Here is a 14,004-nt window from a genome sequence, read left to right as displayed (position 1 = left end):
AATTGATGTAGATGGAGCAGGTCTTGTTACAATGAAGTTGTTTAATCAACCAGTAGGGCCTAAAACTTTGGCAGATTTAAAAGAGATTACTTCATCAACAACTCTGCCTGTTATTATAAAGGGAATTTTAACTGTTGATGAAGCAAAAATGTGTGTTGAAGCTGGGGCGGCTGCTATTGTAGTTTCTAATCATGGAGGACGTTGCTTGAACGAAACTTTTGCTCCTGCTGAAGTTTTGCAAGAGATATCTCAGGCTGTGGGGAATGATATAATCGTTTTAGCAGATGGGGCAGTAAGAGAAGGGGGTGATATTCTTAAGTATCTGGCACTTGGGGCTTCTGGAGTTTTAATTGGGAGACCTATAATTTGGGGATCTATTGGAGGAAGACAAGAGGGAGTTAAGGTGATTCTTGAGACACTTAAAAGTCAGCTTTATCAAAGCATGATATTAAGTGGAGCGGATGATGTAAAAAATTTCAAAAATTTTTCTTGCATTTTATACACTAAAAAAGTATAATTTAGATACAAAAATTAGGAGGTTTTATTATGGAAAGAAAAGACGTTATTACATTTGGTGGAAGTCCTTTAACATTAGTAGGAAAAGAGATTGTTGTTGGAGATGTTGCTCCTAACTTTACTGTTACAAAAACTGATCTATCACCTCTTTCTTTAAATGATTTAAAAGGAAAAACTGTAGTTATTTCAGCTATGCCATCAATAGATACACCTGTTTGCGAATTACAAACAATTAGATTTAATAAAGAGGCTGCGAAATTAGAGGATGTTGTTATTTTAACAGTTTCTATGGACTTACCTTTTGCATTAAGCAGATTCTGTGGGGCTAAAGATATTAAAAATGCAATGACGACTTCAGATTATAAAGATAGAGAGTTTTCTCATAACTATGGGCTATATATAAAAGAACTTGGATTAACTTCAAGAGCTGTAATTATCGTAGATAAGGCAGGGAAAGTTGCTTATACTGAGTATTTGAAAGAGATTACAGAAGAGCCTAATTATGACGCTGCTTTAGAAGCATTAAAAAAGTTATAATAAAATAATGAAGAAGATCAGTTTCCTGATTAGGGAAATTTGATCTTCTTTTTTTACCTTTGCTCGGTATCTATAATTAAAGTAACGGGACCATCATTTAGAAGATCAACCTTCATATCAGCTCCAAAAATACCAGCTTCAGTTTTAAATCCAAAATCTTTACATTTTTTTAGAAATTTTTCATACAGATCATTTGCTAAATCTGGTTTAGCAGCATCAACAAAAGCAGGACGACGCCCTTTGATACAGTTTCCATATAGAGTGAACTGAGAAATAATTAAAAGTTCACCATTGACATCTTTTAATCCTAAATTCATTTTATCTTCAGAGTCATTAAAAACTCTTAAATCAGTAATTTTTTTTGCTAACCAATCGACTTCTTTTTCGGTATCTGTATGGGTAACTCCTAAAAGAACAAGAAACCCTTGTTTAATCTCTCCAGTTATTTGATTATCAACTGTCACGCTGGCACGTTTAACTCTCTGTATAACAGCTCTCATAAAGCAACTCCTTTTCTATTTTTATTGCTAATTATACCATAAAAATGATATAATTATTGAGAAAATTAAAAATAAATATTTTATGAAGAGGTACAATATGGGGAGAGAAAGGATTTTAACAGATTTTGCAAAAGTTATTAATTCGGATAGGTATCAGTATACAGAGAGTGATATATTTTTAATGGAAGGTATGGAAGAGAAGGAAGCCATATTTGATATGTACTTTAGAAAGACTGAAGATGGCGGTTTTGCTGTTGTATCGGGAGTTCAAGAAGTAATTGAGTTGATTGAAATTTTGAATGAAACCACTGAAAATGAAAAAAGAGAGTATTTTTCTAAAATAATAGAGGAGGAGCATCTGTTAGAATATTTAGTAAAAATGAAGTTTACAGGAGATATTTATGCTATGAGAGATGGGGAAATTGCATATCCAAATGAACCTATAATTTCAATAAAAGCTCCTCTAATTCAAGCTAAAATTTTAGAAACGCCAATTTTGAATTTAATGAATATGCAACTAGCTATAGCAACAAAAGCCTCTAGAATAACAAGAGCAGCTTACCCAATTCCAGTTAGTTCGTTTGGAAGCAGAAGAGCACACGGGTTTGACAGTGCGGTATCAGGAACAAAAGCCTCGATAATAGGAGGATGTTTATCACACTCTAATATAGTTACAGAGTATAAATATGGTGTTCCCAGTGTTGGAACAATGGCACACTCATTTATACAAGCTTTTGGTGTTGGAGCTTCGGCCGAAAAAAAAGCGTTTGATACTTTCATAAAATATAGAAGAGAAAGAAAAGCAAATTCTTTAATTTTATTGATAGATACATATAATACGTTGGGAATAGGTTTAAAAAATGCAATTCAAAGTTTTAAAGATAATGGAATAGATGATTCATACAGAGGAAATTATGGAGTTAGAATCGATTCTGGTGATTTGGCATACTTATCAAAAAAATGTAGAAAAGAGTTGGATGCTGCAGGTTTAAAAAAAGCAAAGATATTTTTAACAAACTCTTTAAATGAGGCTCTGATAAAATCTCTAAAAGAGCAAGGTGCTTGTGTGGATATTTTTGGCGTAGGAGATGCTATTGCCGTGAGCAAATCTAACCCGTGTTTTGGAGGGGTTTATAAGATTGTAGAAATTGACTACAAACCTGTTATAAAACTTTCGGAGGATGTCATAAAAATTTCAAATCCGGGCTTCAAAGAGGTCTATAGAATTTATGATAAAGAGGGATTTGCATATGCTGACCTAATAACTCTTGTGAATGAGGACTCCGATAAAAATAAATTATTAAAAGGAGACGATTTATTAATTAGAGATGAAAAATATGAATTTAAGTCGAGCTTATTAAGATGTGGAGAATATACCTATAAAAAGATAACACGTGAATTTGTAAAAAATGGTGTGGTAATGAAAGAAAGTGCTGAACTTAGGAATGTTTTGAATTCTAGAGAGTACTATTTAGATTCATTAAGTAAAGTATCAGAAGAAAGAAAAAGGTTGGAAAATCCGCATCAATATAAGGTAGACTTGTCCAATGATTTACTTGAGTTAAAATATACTCTTATTAAAGAGATAAAAAGCCAAATAAATTAAAAAATAGGCTGACTTGTTGTCAGCCTATTATAGTCATTTATTTAAACCAATAATAAGTAATTCAGCGGAAGCTAAATTTGTGGCGATTGGAACTTTATGAACATCAGCAATTCTAATGAGTGCAGATATATCTGGTTCGTGGGGCTGAGATGTCAGAGGATCTCTAAAAAATAAAATAGCTGCGATATTATCAGTAGCCACTTCGGCACCAATTTGTTGATCACCACCTATTGGTCCTGATTTAAAACGGTGAATTTTTAAATTGGTTGCTTCCATAACTCTAAGTCCAGTTGTACCAGTTGAAACGAGAGGGTATTTTGCTAAGATGTGCTCATATTTTTTTGCGAAGCTAACCATTTCTGATTTCATGTTGTCATGAGCGATTAATGCTATTTTTTTCATTTTAACCTCCATAAGTTTTACTGTAATTATTATACAATAAAAAATTAATATATAGAAGGAGTAAGTATATGAGTTTTGATAAAATTAATTATATTGAGAGAGAAACTGGGGAAATAAAAACAGAAATTCCACCGGGAGAAGCATTTTTAAAATTTTTGTATTATAATCCTTTAGGAAAATTACCTCTAAATTTAGTTGTTAGAAAAAAATTTTTAACAGATTATTATGGAAAAAAGATGTCAGAGAGATCATCAATAGAAAAAATAAAACCCTTTGTAGAAGAAAACTCTATAGACATGAACGAATCGAAGAAAAGAATTGAAGAGTTTATATCTTTTAATGATTTTTTTATAAGAGAGCTAAAAGAGGGAGCAAGAGAGATAGATGACAACGAAGATTCATTGATTTCCCCAGCAGATGGAAAAATATTAGTTTTTGATGATTTAAAAGAAACAACAAAATTTTTTCTAAAGGGAGATGAATTTACATTAGAAGAGTTTTTAATGGATAAAGAGGAAGCTAAAAAATTTCAAGATGGAACAATAGTGATTATAAGATTGGCACCAGTTGACTATCATAGATTTCATTTTCCAGCAGAAGGAATAATAGGTGAGTCTAAGTTAATTGATGGGTACTATTACTCTGTATCACCTTATGCAATAAAAAAGAATTTTAGAGTTTATTGTGAGAATAAAAGAGAGATTTCAGTCTTAAAGACTAAAAAATTTGGAGAAATAGTTTTAAGTGAAATTGGCGCTACAATGGTAGGTGGAATAAAGCAAACATACAAGCCAAATACGTTGATAAAAAAAGGTGAAGAAAAAGGATATTTTTTCTTTGGAGGCTCTTCATGTATTTTACTTTTTCAGAAAGATAAAGTGGAATTTGATAGGGATATTTTAGAAAATAGTAGTAAAGGGATAGAAACTAAAGTGTACATGGGTGAAAAAATAGGAAAAGCTAAGTAGGTGTGTTTGTGAAAAAGAAAAAAAAATATTTTAGAAAAGGGGATATAGTAGTTTATATAGTATTGATTGGTCTATTTGTTGTGTTAGGATTTCAAATAACAAAGTTTAAAGCAACAGATGCTGCTAGTGCTGAGGTCTATGTGAATAATCAATTGAAATATGTATACCCATTGCAGGTAGAGGAAAAAGATATTTTTGTTCCGACCGATATAGGTGGGGTTAATGTAAAAATAAAAGATAAAAAAATAAGAGTTACAACTTCAAACTCTCCGTTGAAACTAAATGTAAAGCAGGGGTGGATAGGACAGCCGGGAGAAGTTATAATTGGAGTCCCCGATAGACTGATAATTAAAGTGACTGGAAAAGTAAATGAAAAAACAGATGATATAGACTTTGTAATAAAATGAATATTTAGATTTATAGAAGAGGAGATTTTATGAAAAAACAATATTTTCATCTTTTTATAGTTGGAGTGTTTGTTGTATTAATTCAAACATTTTTGCAATATAATAATGAACTGACTTCTATTATAGGTCAGATGGTTAGTTCAATAACACCATTTATATATGCTATTTTTATAGCGGTATTAGTTAGCCCACTTGTAAAAATACTTGAAAATAAGGTAAGAATGAGAAGATCGTTATCAATTGGGATAAGTTTAATAATAGTTTTCGCTGTCATTATTGGATTAATTTTAATTATTATACCAAATATCATAAATAGTATAAGTGATTTGGTGGAGAAGTTTCCAACAATGTTAACAAGTTTAACTTCAAATGCGGAGTATTTAATAAATTTTTTAAAAGAAAAGAATTTATTATTTTTTGATCCTAAAGAGATAGAAAATAATCTTATAAGTTTTACAAAAACTAATTTAGGGAATTTTAAAAATTTAGCTTTTGGGTTGGGAGCTGGAGTTTTAAGAAGCTTAATGGGAGTAATTAATTTTTTTATTGGAGTTTTTATTTCTCTTTATTTAATGTATAGTAAAGAGTATTTTATGGAATTTTTAGAAAATGTTTTATTACTTTTTACTACGAAATCAAAAGCCAGATATGGTGTAGAATTTGTTAGAAAAGTCAATGATGTATTTTTAAAATATATTTTAGGTAGAATATTGACGTCTACAGTTGTAGGTTTTTTAGTGTTTTTAGTACTTTTGATAGCAAAAGTGCCATATGCTCTTTTAAGTGGAGTTATGGTGGGAATAGGAAATATGATTCCTTATGTGGGATCTATAGTAGCTGGAACAATAGCAACATTTTTAATCTTGTTGGCGGCACCATTGAAAGTAGTCTATCTTTTTATAGCTATTGGGATAGGGCAGGCTGTAGATGGGTTTGTAATTGGACCAAAAATAATGGAGGAATCTGTTGGAATGAGTAGTTTTTGGACTATCGTGGCAGTGATGGTCTGTGGAAGTTTTTTTGGACCTTTAGGAATGTTTTTAGGAGTTCCAGTGTTCGTAGTTATAAAATTTATATATTTAGAGCGTTTAAAAAGAAGGAGTGAATAGATGAGTAAAAAGTTTAGGTTGATAGCATCAACAACAATGGGATTAGAAAGTATTGTTAAAGATGAGTGTAAAGAGTTAGGGTTTGAAAATATTGAAGCGTTTAATGGAAGAGTTGAATTTGATGGAAATGAGCAGGATATTGTAGAAGCTAATTTACATTTAAGATGTGCTGATAGAGTTTTTATAAAGATGGGGGAGTTTAAGGCATTAACTTTTGATAATCTATTTGAAAATATTAAGAGGCTACCTTGGGAGAATATAATTTCAATAGATGGAGAGTTTCCAATAAGTTGGGTAAGTTCAGTAAAATGTAAACTTTTTTCAAAGTCTGATATTCAAAAAATTGTAAAAAAAGCGATAGTTGAAAGGCTTAAAGTAGCTTATCAAACGGAAAAACTTGTAGAAACAGGAGCTCATTATAGAGTGAAAATTCAAGCACATAACGACATTTTTTTAGTTATGATTGATACAAGTGGAGAGGGATTACATAAAAGAGGATACAGGAATTTAATAAATGAAGCACCTTTGAAGGAGACAATGGCGGCTGCATTGGTATTATTAAGTCGGTGGAAAGGCGGAGAAAGACCATTGTTAGACCCAATGTGTGGAACAGGAACCATTGCAATAGAGGCGGCTATGATAGCGAGAAATATAGCGCCAGGAGTCAATAGAAATTTTGCATCTGAAAAATGGAGTCTCATACCAGAAAATTTATGGATTGATTTAAGAGATGAGGCTTTTTCGAGAGAAGATTATGATAAAGAGGTAAAAATATACGCTTCTGATATAGATACTGAAACTATAGAGATAGCAAAATCCAATGCTTTAAGAGCTGGAGTAGATGAGGAAATTGAATTAAAATGTATGAACTTCTTGGAGTTAGAAACAATGGCAGAAAAAGGATGTATAATAGTAAACCCTCCATACGGAGATCGATTATTAGATGATGTTGCTGTGGAAAGATTATATGGGCTTATGGGAGATATTTTTAGAATGAGATTTCCGAAATGGTCTTACTATATAATCACTTCTTACGAAAATTTTGAAGAGGTTTTTGGAAAGAAGGCTACAAAAAATAGAAAATTATATAATGGGGGAATAAAATGTCACTACTATCAATACTATGGAGCTAAATGATGAATAATTTTGATTTAATTGTGGTTGGGGGAGGTCCAGGTGGAATATTCACAGCTATAACAGCAGCAGAAAGAGGTTTTAAAGTAGCACTTTTAGAGAAAAATAAACGTATAGGGAACAAAATATTGATCGCGGGAAGTGGAAAATGTAATTTGACTCACACTGGAAAACCAAAAGAATTTTTTGATAAATATGGAAAAAATGGAAAATTTTTAAAAGATTCTTTGAATAGATATTCACCAGAAATGTTGAAAAATTTTTTTAGAGAGAATGGATTACCTTTAGTTCTAGTGGAAGAAACTGGAAAGTATTTTCCAGAAACATTTAGTTCTTTAGATGTAGTAGAGCTTTTGAAAAAGAAGATGTTGAGTTTGAATATTGAAATAATGGTAAGTACAAAAATAGAAAAAATTCAAAAAAAATTAGGTATATTTTCTATTTTTACAGATAGAGGGGTATATAATTGTGATAACTTAGTTTTGGCAACTGGTGGAAAATCCTATCCTGAAGTTGGGACTACAGGTGATGGTTATGTGATAGCAAAAGAATTTGGTCATAAAATTATACCACCCAAACCAGCACTGACTCCTATATATGTAAGAGATTACATTTTTCAAGAACTTTCTGGAATAAGTTTTCAAAATGTTAGGGTTGCTATCTGGAGAGAAAATAAAAAAATTATAGAGAAAAATGGAGCGGTGTTGTTGACACATACGAATTTTAGTGGACCAGCTATACTAGATAATTCAAGATTTGTTGAAAATGGAAGTCAGTTAGAAATAAATTATGTTGGAAAAGAATATGTAGATCTAAATAAAGAATTAATTGAAGAGACGAATAGAAATGGGAAAAAAACAATAAAAAAATTTTTGGCACAATATTTTTTACCAGAAAGATTTGTAAAAACAATATTATCTGTTGTAAATGTAGATGGAGAATTAAAATTGGCAGAGCTTTCAAGAGAAAAAAGAGAGAGCTTAATTAAGCTATTGACTTCAAATAGGATGGAGATAACAAAAGTTGGAGGATTTGAGGTGGCTATGGTAACAAGAGGAGGAGTCTCATTAGATGAAGTAAACAGTAAAACTTTGGAATCAAAAAAGTTGGAGCGACTATATTTAGTTGGTGAAATTTTAGATATTGATGGAGATACTGGAGGATACAATATTCAAGCGGCGTGTTCCATGGGAGTTTTAGCTGGAAAATCTATGGGAAGGAAGGAGAGAGAATAATGAGAAAAGATGAGTTTATAAGTTATGCTCAAGAAGTAGTTTTAACGGTTTTAAAAATTACTTCAATCCAGTTAGATAAGTTGAGAGAAATGGGTGATATTTCAGGTGAAGAGATTTTGAAAGAAAAAGTTTTATTGCCATATGAAAAAATATATGGTGCCCTTTTAGAGATGAAAATGGATAAAATGAATGAGGAAGAATTCAACTCTTTTAAGGAAATGATAGAAGAGATAAGGAAAAAAAATAATTTATCTTTTGAAAAAATCCAGGAATATCTGAAAAAAAGGGGGGAATTAGAAGGGAAATCAGGAGCTACAGTTGTAAAAAAATTTTTTAAATATAAATTAGATAGATTGTTAGATAAAAAGGAGAAAGTATTTACTAGATATAATCAATTGGCGATAGAGGAGCAAAATTTAGAAAACTTATTAAAAGATACTATACAAGAGGAGGAGCAATTTGATATAATCTATAAGCTGCAACCAGTGAGAGAAAAACTTAGAGATATAGAGGATAAGTACTTAGTAGTTGAAAAAGATATCAATCAATTAAAAAAGAAGTTAGAATCTAAATGGCCTTATGAAATTTACGGGGTTATTTCGGAAGGAGAACTTCTGGAAACATACAAAGAAGCTTTTAAAATGGAGGACTAGTAAGAATGGAAAAAGGATTTAAGCAGATTTTGATTCTATTGGCAGTATTTATTGTCTTTTTTCTTTCGAAAAAGATGTTTGCAAAACCAAGAGTTGTTTTAGGAAAAAATATGGAGGTAAGAAATATGAAAGAAGTGAAATTAAACGCTAAGATAGTTACAACAAGAGGGGATATTAACCTGGTTCTTTTCCCAGAAGTAGCACCAGTGACAGTATTAAATTTTGCACATTTAGCAATGAGAGGTTACTATAACGGTATTAAGTTTCATAGAGTGATTGAAGATTTTATGATTCAAGGTGGAGATCCAACAGGGACAGGAACAGGTGGACCGGGGTATCAATTTATAGACGAATTTAAAGAGGGAGTAGTTTTTGATAAAAAAGGTGTTTTGGCAATGGCTAATGCTGGACCAGAAACAAATGGCTCTCAGTTTTTTATAACTCATGTTGAAACTCCTTGGTTAAATTATAAGCATACGATTTTTGGTGAGGTTGCATCTGATGCTGATCAAAAAGTTGTAGATTCGGTAAAGCAAGGAGATATTATTGAGAAAATTGAAATTACAGGAGATGTAGAAGAGTTTTTGAAAAATGAAGAAAATGCTGAATTTACAGCTCAAATGGATGAAATATTGGATTCTCAATTTCCAAATTTAGTACAATACTAATTTTAAAATAGGGGGATAGTTCTCATGGTGAAAATAGAGAATGAAAAGTTAACGGTACTAATCAACAAGTTTGGTGCAGAGTTGAAAAGTGTTATAAATAAAGATAATAATATAGAGTATATTTGGCCGGGGACTGAAGGAAATTTTAAAAAAAGTGCTCCGAATTTATTTCCTTTTATAGGAAATATTTTAGGTGGAGAAATAGATTATCCTTTAGGAAAAAATGAGAGAGTGACTCTTCCAATGACTAAACATGGATTTGCTAGAGATTTGGAGTTTGAAATTTTAGAAATTACAAATACAACAGCAAAATTTCAACTAAAACCAACTCTATATACAAAGGAAAGGTATCCCTATAATTTCTCTTTAGTAGTAGAATATATACTAGTGGAAGATACATTATATCATAACTATATAGTTAGAAATAATGATGTTGTTGAGATATATTACCATATTGGTGGTCATACAGCTTTTTATTGTAACTATGACAGTGATAAAACTTTTGAGAACTATTATTTAGAGTTTAAAAGAGAAGAGTGTAACCTATACAAAATTGATGAAAAAAATGGTTCTTTTTTATCTGAAATTCCAGAAAAAATAACTGTATCTGAAAAATTTGTTTTATCAAAAGAAAAGTTTGCTAAAGACGCGTTAGTATTTGATGGAATAAAGAATCAAAAGTTAAATATAAAACATTTGAAATCCTCTCATGGTGTTGAATTTATATTTGAGAATTTACCGGTGTTAACACTGTGGACAAGTACAGATTCAAGTGAATTTATTTGTCTAGAGCCATGGGCTGGAATAACAGATTTCACAAATGGTTCTAATAAAGCTGAAAATAAAAAAGAGATTCAAAGATTAAATTCAAATGAGCAAAAAAAATATTCACAGATAATGAGATTTTATTAGAATAAAAGCTCCTATACAAAGATGAGTTTTGTATAGGAGCTTTTTTTAGTATGTAAAGTTATTTCCCAAAAGAGCAGTGCGGAAAAGTACAAATTGGACAATCTAAGCAAAGTCCGCCATGACCATATGCAGCAATATCCTTGAAAGTAATTTTCTCATCTGCCAAAATTCTAGGTAAAACCAAATCAAAGGCGGTTTTTTTCGAGTGCATAACACAACCTGGTAATCCTAAAATAGCTCTATCACCATGATAAGCTAGCAATAGCATGGCTCCGGGTAATACCGGAGAACCGTAGGTGATCAACTCTCCTCCCATCTCTTTTATAGCCAGAGGGGTTCTGTCATCAGGATCTACAGACATACCTCCAGTACAAAGAATAAGTTCAGCTTGACTGTCTAGCGCTTCTTGTATTTTTTCCTTTATCATCTCTTTTTCATCTGAAGAAAAGGAATGATAAACAATTTCACAACCATATTCCTGAACTTTTTTAGTTAGAATAGGACCAAATTTATCCTCTATTCTTCCAAAAAAAACTTCATTTCCCGTCGTTATAATAGCTATTTTTTTAGCTTTAATAGGTAAAATTTTAATAATATTCTCTTTTGAGATAGTTTCCATTTCTATAAGTTTATTCTCACTGATAACTAATGGAATAACTCTTGTTCCTGCTACTTTTGTTCCCTTTTTGACAGGTGTATTATTGTGCAAAGTAGAAATAATAATCTCTCCTAAACTATTTATTTTTAAAAGTTCGTCTACATCAATTTTTAAAAGTCCATCTGTATTGGCGATAAAATCAATTTTTCCCTCCTTAATTGCAGAAAATTCTAATCCTTCGCCGGCAACGTGCTTTTTTATTCTAATAGCGGCGTCGTTTTCATGGAGAGTACCTTCTTGATATTCCCATACATAAAGATTATCTTTTCCAAGTTTTAGTAGTTCTGGAATATCAGACTCTTCTATAATATGTCCTTTTTTGAATGCGACCCCTTTAAATTCGCCGGGAACAATTTTTGTTATATCATGACATAAAATCATACCTACGGCATCAACAGTTTTAACAGTTTTCATAAAAACCTCCTTAAATGTATTGTCTTATAAGAATTTTAACTTTTCCTTTTTTATTTTCACCCAAGTTTTTTTCTAAAATAAATTTTCCTCTTTTTCGAATTGTGATTATAGAAGTCATGGCAATTATTTTATTTTTACTTTTTTCAACATTATAGTTAATAAAAACCTCTCCGTTTTCAATTAATTCTGTACTGATATTTCTGGAGGAGTTAACAATGGAAGATACAATTGAATCAAGTCGTAAAGACGAGACAGTGCAGATAATCTCTTTAAATTCCAGTGGAGGAATTTCGGAAGGAGAAATATTACTGATATTTATGGGGATAGTATTGATTTGACAAAGATTATCTTTGATGATATTGAAAATATCATTTATAGCTACACAATAAGCAATATTATTTTTGACAATAATATCACCTAAAGTTTCTCTTTTCAAACCAAGACTCATAATAGCACCTAAAAAATCTTTATGATGTAAGATTTTAAATTTATTAGATGCGTCAATTTTAAAGTAAGTAACAACTTTATCTAAAAGTGAAGAATCAAAATTTTTTGGTGTAAATACTACTAATTGCTTCTCACTTTCAGGAGTTAATCCCACTTTGTGTATATCTATGTCGATAAATTTACAAACTTCACGAAGTTTTAGGCAAACTTGTGGGGGTAAAAAAATTGAACCATAAACAGGATAATCGATATCTAAGCATAGAGATATATCATCCCAAATAGAAGCTATTAAAAACTCATCTTCATTTGGAAAAAAATTGTAAAAATATTTTTTATTCATATATTGCTCGCTTTCATTTGAAATGTTTTGGAATTATTGATAGTAGTATTATATCAGTTTATTAACTATTTTGTGTAGCTCTTGACATAAAAACTTTTTTATGTTACAGTCTTTTTGTAATTAATACAAAATTAGAATACTTACAAATGGAGGATAAAAATGACAAAAAAATATTTGAGTTTATTTTTTTTGACATCTATAATAGCGCTGGGCGAAGTTAATATATATGGTCCGGGAGGTCCTGCTCCAGTATTTAAAGAAATATCTGAAAAAATAATGAGCGAAAAAAAAGAAAAGATAAATTTAAAAGTGGGTCCTACGGGTAGTTGGATAGAACAAGCTAAGAACAATGGAGATTTAATCTTTTCAGGTTCAGAGTTTATGATGAGCGATTTTACAAATAAATTAAAAGATATTGATAAGTCCAGTATAAGAGCTATAAAATTTAGAGAAGCTGGGATTTTAGTAAGAGATAAAAATCCTAAGAAACTAAAAACAATAAATGATTTGGCGAAAGAGAATGTAAATGTCATTGTTGTAGATGGTGCAGGACAAATTAGTTTATGGGAAGATATGGTGGGAAAAACAAAAGATATATCTCTTATAAATAAGGTGAGAAAAAACATTAAGTATTTTGCTCCAAATAGTGCATTAGCCGTTAAAAAATGGGAAGAAGATGAGAGTGTTGATGCTGTTATAATTTGGAAGCCTTGGGAGAAAAGATTTAAAAACTCAAATTTTGTAGAGTTAGATGATGAAAATAAAATTTTTAGACCAGCATTGGTGGCACTTACAGAGCAAGGGAATAAAAATCCTGAAGCTAAAAGAATGTATAATGAAATTTTATCATCCAAGTATGATGATGTGTGGAAAAAATATGGTTGGGAAGACTAAATAGGGAAGGTGAAAACTATGAGATTAAAAACATTAGCAACATTATTGCTAGCATCAAGTTTAAGTTATGCATTAACTGTAGATATGGTTAATTTAGAAACGAAAAATAAAATAGGAACGGTCGAGATTAAAGAAACTAAGTATGGGGTGGAGTTTAAGCCAAATTTAGAGGGATTACCACCGGGGCTTCACGGATTTCATGTTCATGAACATGGAAGTATAGAGAGTACGGTTGATAAAAAAACTGGAAAATCGGTCAAGGGTGGAGCTGCAGGAGGACATTATGACCCAGAAAATACCAAAAAGCATGGACTTCCTTGGGAAGATGATAGCCATAAAGGAGATTTACCAGCACTGTATGTAGATTCAACAGGTGTAGCACAACAACCAGTCTTGTCGTCAAGACTGTCATTGGATGAGATAAAGGGAAAAAGTTTGATGATCCATATGCATGGTGATAATCATTCAGATACGCCATCACCTTTAGGCGGAGGTGGAGGAAGAATTGCGGCAGGAATTATTCCAACTAATTAGGTGAAAAAAGAGGACTTGCTCCTCTTTTTTTGTATTATTTTAGTTTAAGGATTTTTGATGTGCAAAGGTG

The 14,004-nt window shown here is 31.2% G+C and carries 17 protein-coding genes; 13 read left to right on the top strand and 4 right to left on the bottom strand.

Annotated elements, in window-relative coordinates; genetic code table 11:
- Together ACWI69_RS10465 and tpx are read left to right on the top strand one after the other, a co-directional pair.
- A partial coding sequence (locus tag ACWI69_RS10465) for an alpha-hydroxy-acid oxidizing protein (RefSeq protein WP_448821781.1) occupies positions 1-517 on the top strand: 517 nt, incomplete at its 5' end.
- A 29-nt stretch (positions 518-546) separates the two neighbouring features.
- On the top strand, positions 547-1,053 hold the full coding sequence (gene tpx / locus ACWI69_RS10460) for a thiol peroxidase (RefSeq protein WP_448821780.1): 507 nt from the start codon (positions 547-549) through the stop codon (positions 1,051-1,053).
- 53 nt (positions 1,054-1,106) lie between these two features.
- On the opposite strand, the gene dtd is transcribed toward tpx, so the two are convergent.
- A complete protein-coding gene (gene dtd, locus ACWI69_RS10455) occupies positions 1,107-1,553 on the bottom strand; it encodes a D-aminoacyl-tRNA deacylase (protein WP_448821779.1) in 447 nt (148 codons plus the stop codon).
- A gap of 97 nt (positions 1,554-1,650) precedes the next feature.
- On the opposite strand from dtd, the gene ACWI69_RS10450 reads away from it, so the two are divergent.
- Complete coding sequence (locus tag ACWI69_RS10450) at positions 1,651-3,159, top strand: nicotinate phosphoribosyltransferase (RefSeq protein WP_448821778.1); 1,509 nt, start codon at positions 1,651-1,653, stop codon at positions 3,157-3,159.
- 33 nt (positions 3,160-3,192) lie between these two features.
- Here the strand turns inward: ACWI69_RS10450 and mgsA are convergent, their stop codons facing one another.
- Positions 3,193-3,561 (bottom strand): methylglyoxal synthase, encoded by a 369-nt coding sequence (gene mgsA / locus ACWI69_RS10445; protein ID WP_448821777.1) that lies wholly within the window; start codon positions 3,559-3,561, stop codon positions 3,193-3,195.
- A gap of 68 nt (positions 3,562-3,629) precedes the next feature.
- Between mgsA and ACWI69_RS10440 the strand changes: the two genes are divergently transcribed.
- The 8 genes from ACWI69_RS10440 (at position 3,630) to ACWI69_RS10405 (ending at position 10,647) form a co-directional block, all read left to right on the top strand.
- Complete coding sequence (locus ACWI69_RS10440) at positions 3,630-4,529, top strand: phosphatidylserine decarboxylase (RefSeq protein WP_448821776.1); 900 nt, start codon at positions 3,630-3,632, stop codon at positions 4,527-4,529.
- Positions 4,530-4,537: 8 nt separating this feature from the next.
- A complete protein-coding gene (locus tag ACWI69_RS10435) occupies positions 4,538-4,936 on the top strand; it encodes a NusG domain II-containing protein (protein ID WP_448821775.1) in 399 nt (132 codons plus the stop codon).
- A 29-nt stretch (positions 4,937-4,965) separates the two neighbouring features.
- On the top strand, positions 4,966-6,045 hold the full coding sequence (locus ACWI69_RS10430) for an AI-2E family transporter (protein ID WP_448821774.1): 1,080 nt from the start codon (positions 4,966-4,968) through the stop codon (positions 6,043-6,045).
- Positions 6,046-7,182 carry a THUMP domain-containing class I SAM-dependent RNA methyltransferase gene (locus ACWI69_RS10425; RefSeq protein WP_448821773.1) on the top strand — a complete coding sequence of 379 codons (1,137 nt, stop codon included), beginning with the start codon at positions 6,046-6,048 and terminating at the stop codon, positions 7,180-7,182.
- On the top strand, positions 7,182-8,414 hold the full coding sequence (locus tag ACWI69_RS10420; RefSeq protein ID WP_448821772.1) for an NAD(P)/FAD-dependent oxidoreductase: 1,233 nt from the start codon (positions 7,182-7,184) through the stop codon (positions 8,412-8,414). Before ACWI69_RS10425 ends, ACWI69_RS10420 begins: the two co-directional genes overlap by 1 nt.
- A complete protein-coding gene (locus ACWI69_RS10415; RefSeq protein WP_448821771.1) occupies positions 8,414-9,067 on the top strand; it encodes a hypothetical protein in 654 nt (217 codons plus the stop codon). The genes ACWI69_RS10420 and ACWI69_RS10415 overlap by 1 nt, the downstream gene beginning before the upstream one ends.
- Before the next feature lie 134 nt (positions 9,068-9,201).
- The gene (locus ACWI69_RS10410) at positions 9,202-9,735 is read left to right on the top strand and encodes a peptidylprolyl isomerase (RefSeq protein WP_448821782.1); all 534 of its coding nucleotides are present in this window, start codon (positions 9,202-9,204) and stop codon (positions 9,733-9,735) included.
- A 24-nt stretch (positions 9,736-9,759) separates the two neighbouring features.
- A complete protein-coding gene (locus ACWI69_RS10405) occupies positions 9,760-10,647 on the top strand; it encodes an aldose epimerase family protein (RefSeq protein WP_448821770.1) in 888 nt (295 codons plus the stop codon).
- 58 nt (positions 10,648-10,705) lie between these two features.
- On the opposite strand, the gene ACWI69_RS10400 is transcribed toward ACWI69_RS10405, so the two are convergent.
- Together ACWI69_RS10400 and ACWI69_RS10395 are read right to left on the bottom strand one after the other, a co-directional pair.
- Complete coding sequence (locus ACWI69_RS10400; protein ID WP_448821769.1) at positions 10,706-11,719, bottom strand: molybdopterin-binding protein; 1,014 nt, start codon at positions 11,717-11,719, stop codon at positions 10,706-10,708.
- Positions 11,720-11,729: 10 nt separating this feature from the next.
- Positions 11,730-12,506, bottom strand: a complete 777-nt coding sequence (locus ACWI69_RS10395) for a YlmH/Sll1252 family protein (protein WP_448821768.1) — start codon at positions 12,504-12,506, stop codon at positions 11,730-11,732.
- A gap of 159 nt (positions 12,507-12,665) precedes the next feature.
- Here ACWI69_RS10395 and ACWI69_RS10390 point away from each other — a divergent pair, with 159 nt between their 5' ends.
- Positions 12,666-13,400, top strand: a complete 735-nt coding sequence (locus ACWI69_RS10390) for a substrate-binding domain-containing protein (protein ID WP_448821767.1) — start codon at positions 12,666-12,668, stop codon at positions 13,398-13,400.
- An 18-nt stretch (positions 13,401-13,418) separates the two neighbouring features.
- Complete coding sequence (locus tag ACWI69_RS10385) at positions 13,419-13,934, top strand: superoxide dismutase family protein (RefSeq protein ID WP_448821766.1); 516 nt, start codon at positions 13,419-13,421, stop codon at positions 13,932-13,934.
- Positions 13,935-14,004: the final 70 nt, after the last annotated feature.

Source organism: Cetobacterium sp., from assembly GCF_977044495.1.
Note: the sequence above shows the minus strand (reverse complement) of the source record. Positions and strands in the feature narration are given on the sequence as shown.

Bases quoted from the DNA above. Each gene is read 5' to 3' on its own strand.
- ACWI69_RS10405 (WP_448821770.1), top strand. From the start codon at position 9,760: ATGGTGAAAATAGAGAATGAAAAGTTAACGGTACTAATCAACAAGTTT.
- dtd (WP_448821779.1), bottom strand. From the start codon at position 1,553: ATGAGAGCTGTTATACAGAGAGTTAAACGTGCCAGCGTGACAGTTGAT.
- ACWI69_RS10430 (WP_448821774.1), top strand. From the start codon at position 4,966: ATGAAAAAACAATATTTTCATCTTTTTATAGTTGGAGTGTTTGTTGTA.
- ACWI69_RS10440 (WP_448821776.1), top strand. From the start codon at position 3,630: ATGAGTTTTGATAAAATTAATTATATTGAGAGAGAAACTGGGGAAATA.
- ACWI69_RS10390 (WP_448821767.1), top strand. From the start codon at position 12,666: ATGACAAAAAAATATTTGAGTTTATTTTTTTTGACATCTATAATAGCG.
- ACWI69_RS10400 (WP_448821769.1), bottom strand. From the start codon at position 11,719: ATGAAAACTGTTAAAACTGTTGATGCCGTAGGTATGATTTTATGTCAT.
- mgsA (WP_448821777.1), bottom strand. From the start codon at position 3,561: ATGAAAAAAATAGCATTAATCGCTCATGACAACATGAAATCAGAAATG.
- ACWI69_RS10415 (WP_448821771.1), top strand. From the start codon at position 8,414: ATGAGAAAAGATGAGTTTATAAGTTATGCTCAAGAAGTAGTTTTAACG.
- ACWI69_RS10420 (WP_448821772.1), top strand. From the start codon at position 7,182: ATGAATAATTTTGATTTAATTGTGGTTGGGGGAGGTCCAGGTGGAATA.
- ACWI69_RS10450 (WP_448821778.1), top strand. From the start codon at position 1,651: ATGGGGAGAGAAAGGATTTTAACAGATTTTGCAAAAGTTATTAATTCG.
- ACWI69_RS10385 (WP_448821766.1), top strand. From the start codon at position 13,419: ATGAGATTAAAAACATTAGCAACATTATTGCTAGCATCAAGTTTAAGT.
- ACWI69_RS10395 (WP_448821768.1), bottom strand. From the start codon at position 12,506: ATGAATAAAAAATATTTTTACAATTTTTTTCCAAATGAAGATGAGTTT.
- ACWI69_RS10425 (WP_448821773.1), top strand. From the start codon at position 6,046: ATGAGTAAAAAGTTTAGGTTGATAGCATCAACAACAATGGGATTAGAA.
- tpx (WP_448821780.1), top strand. From the start codon at position 547: ATGGAAAGAAAAGACGTTATTACATTTGGTGGAAGTCCTTTAACATTA.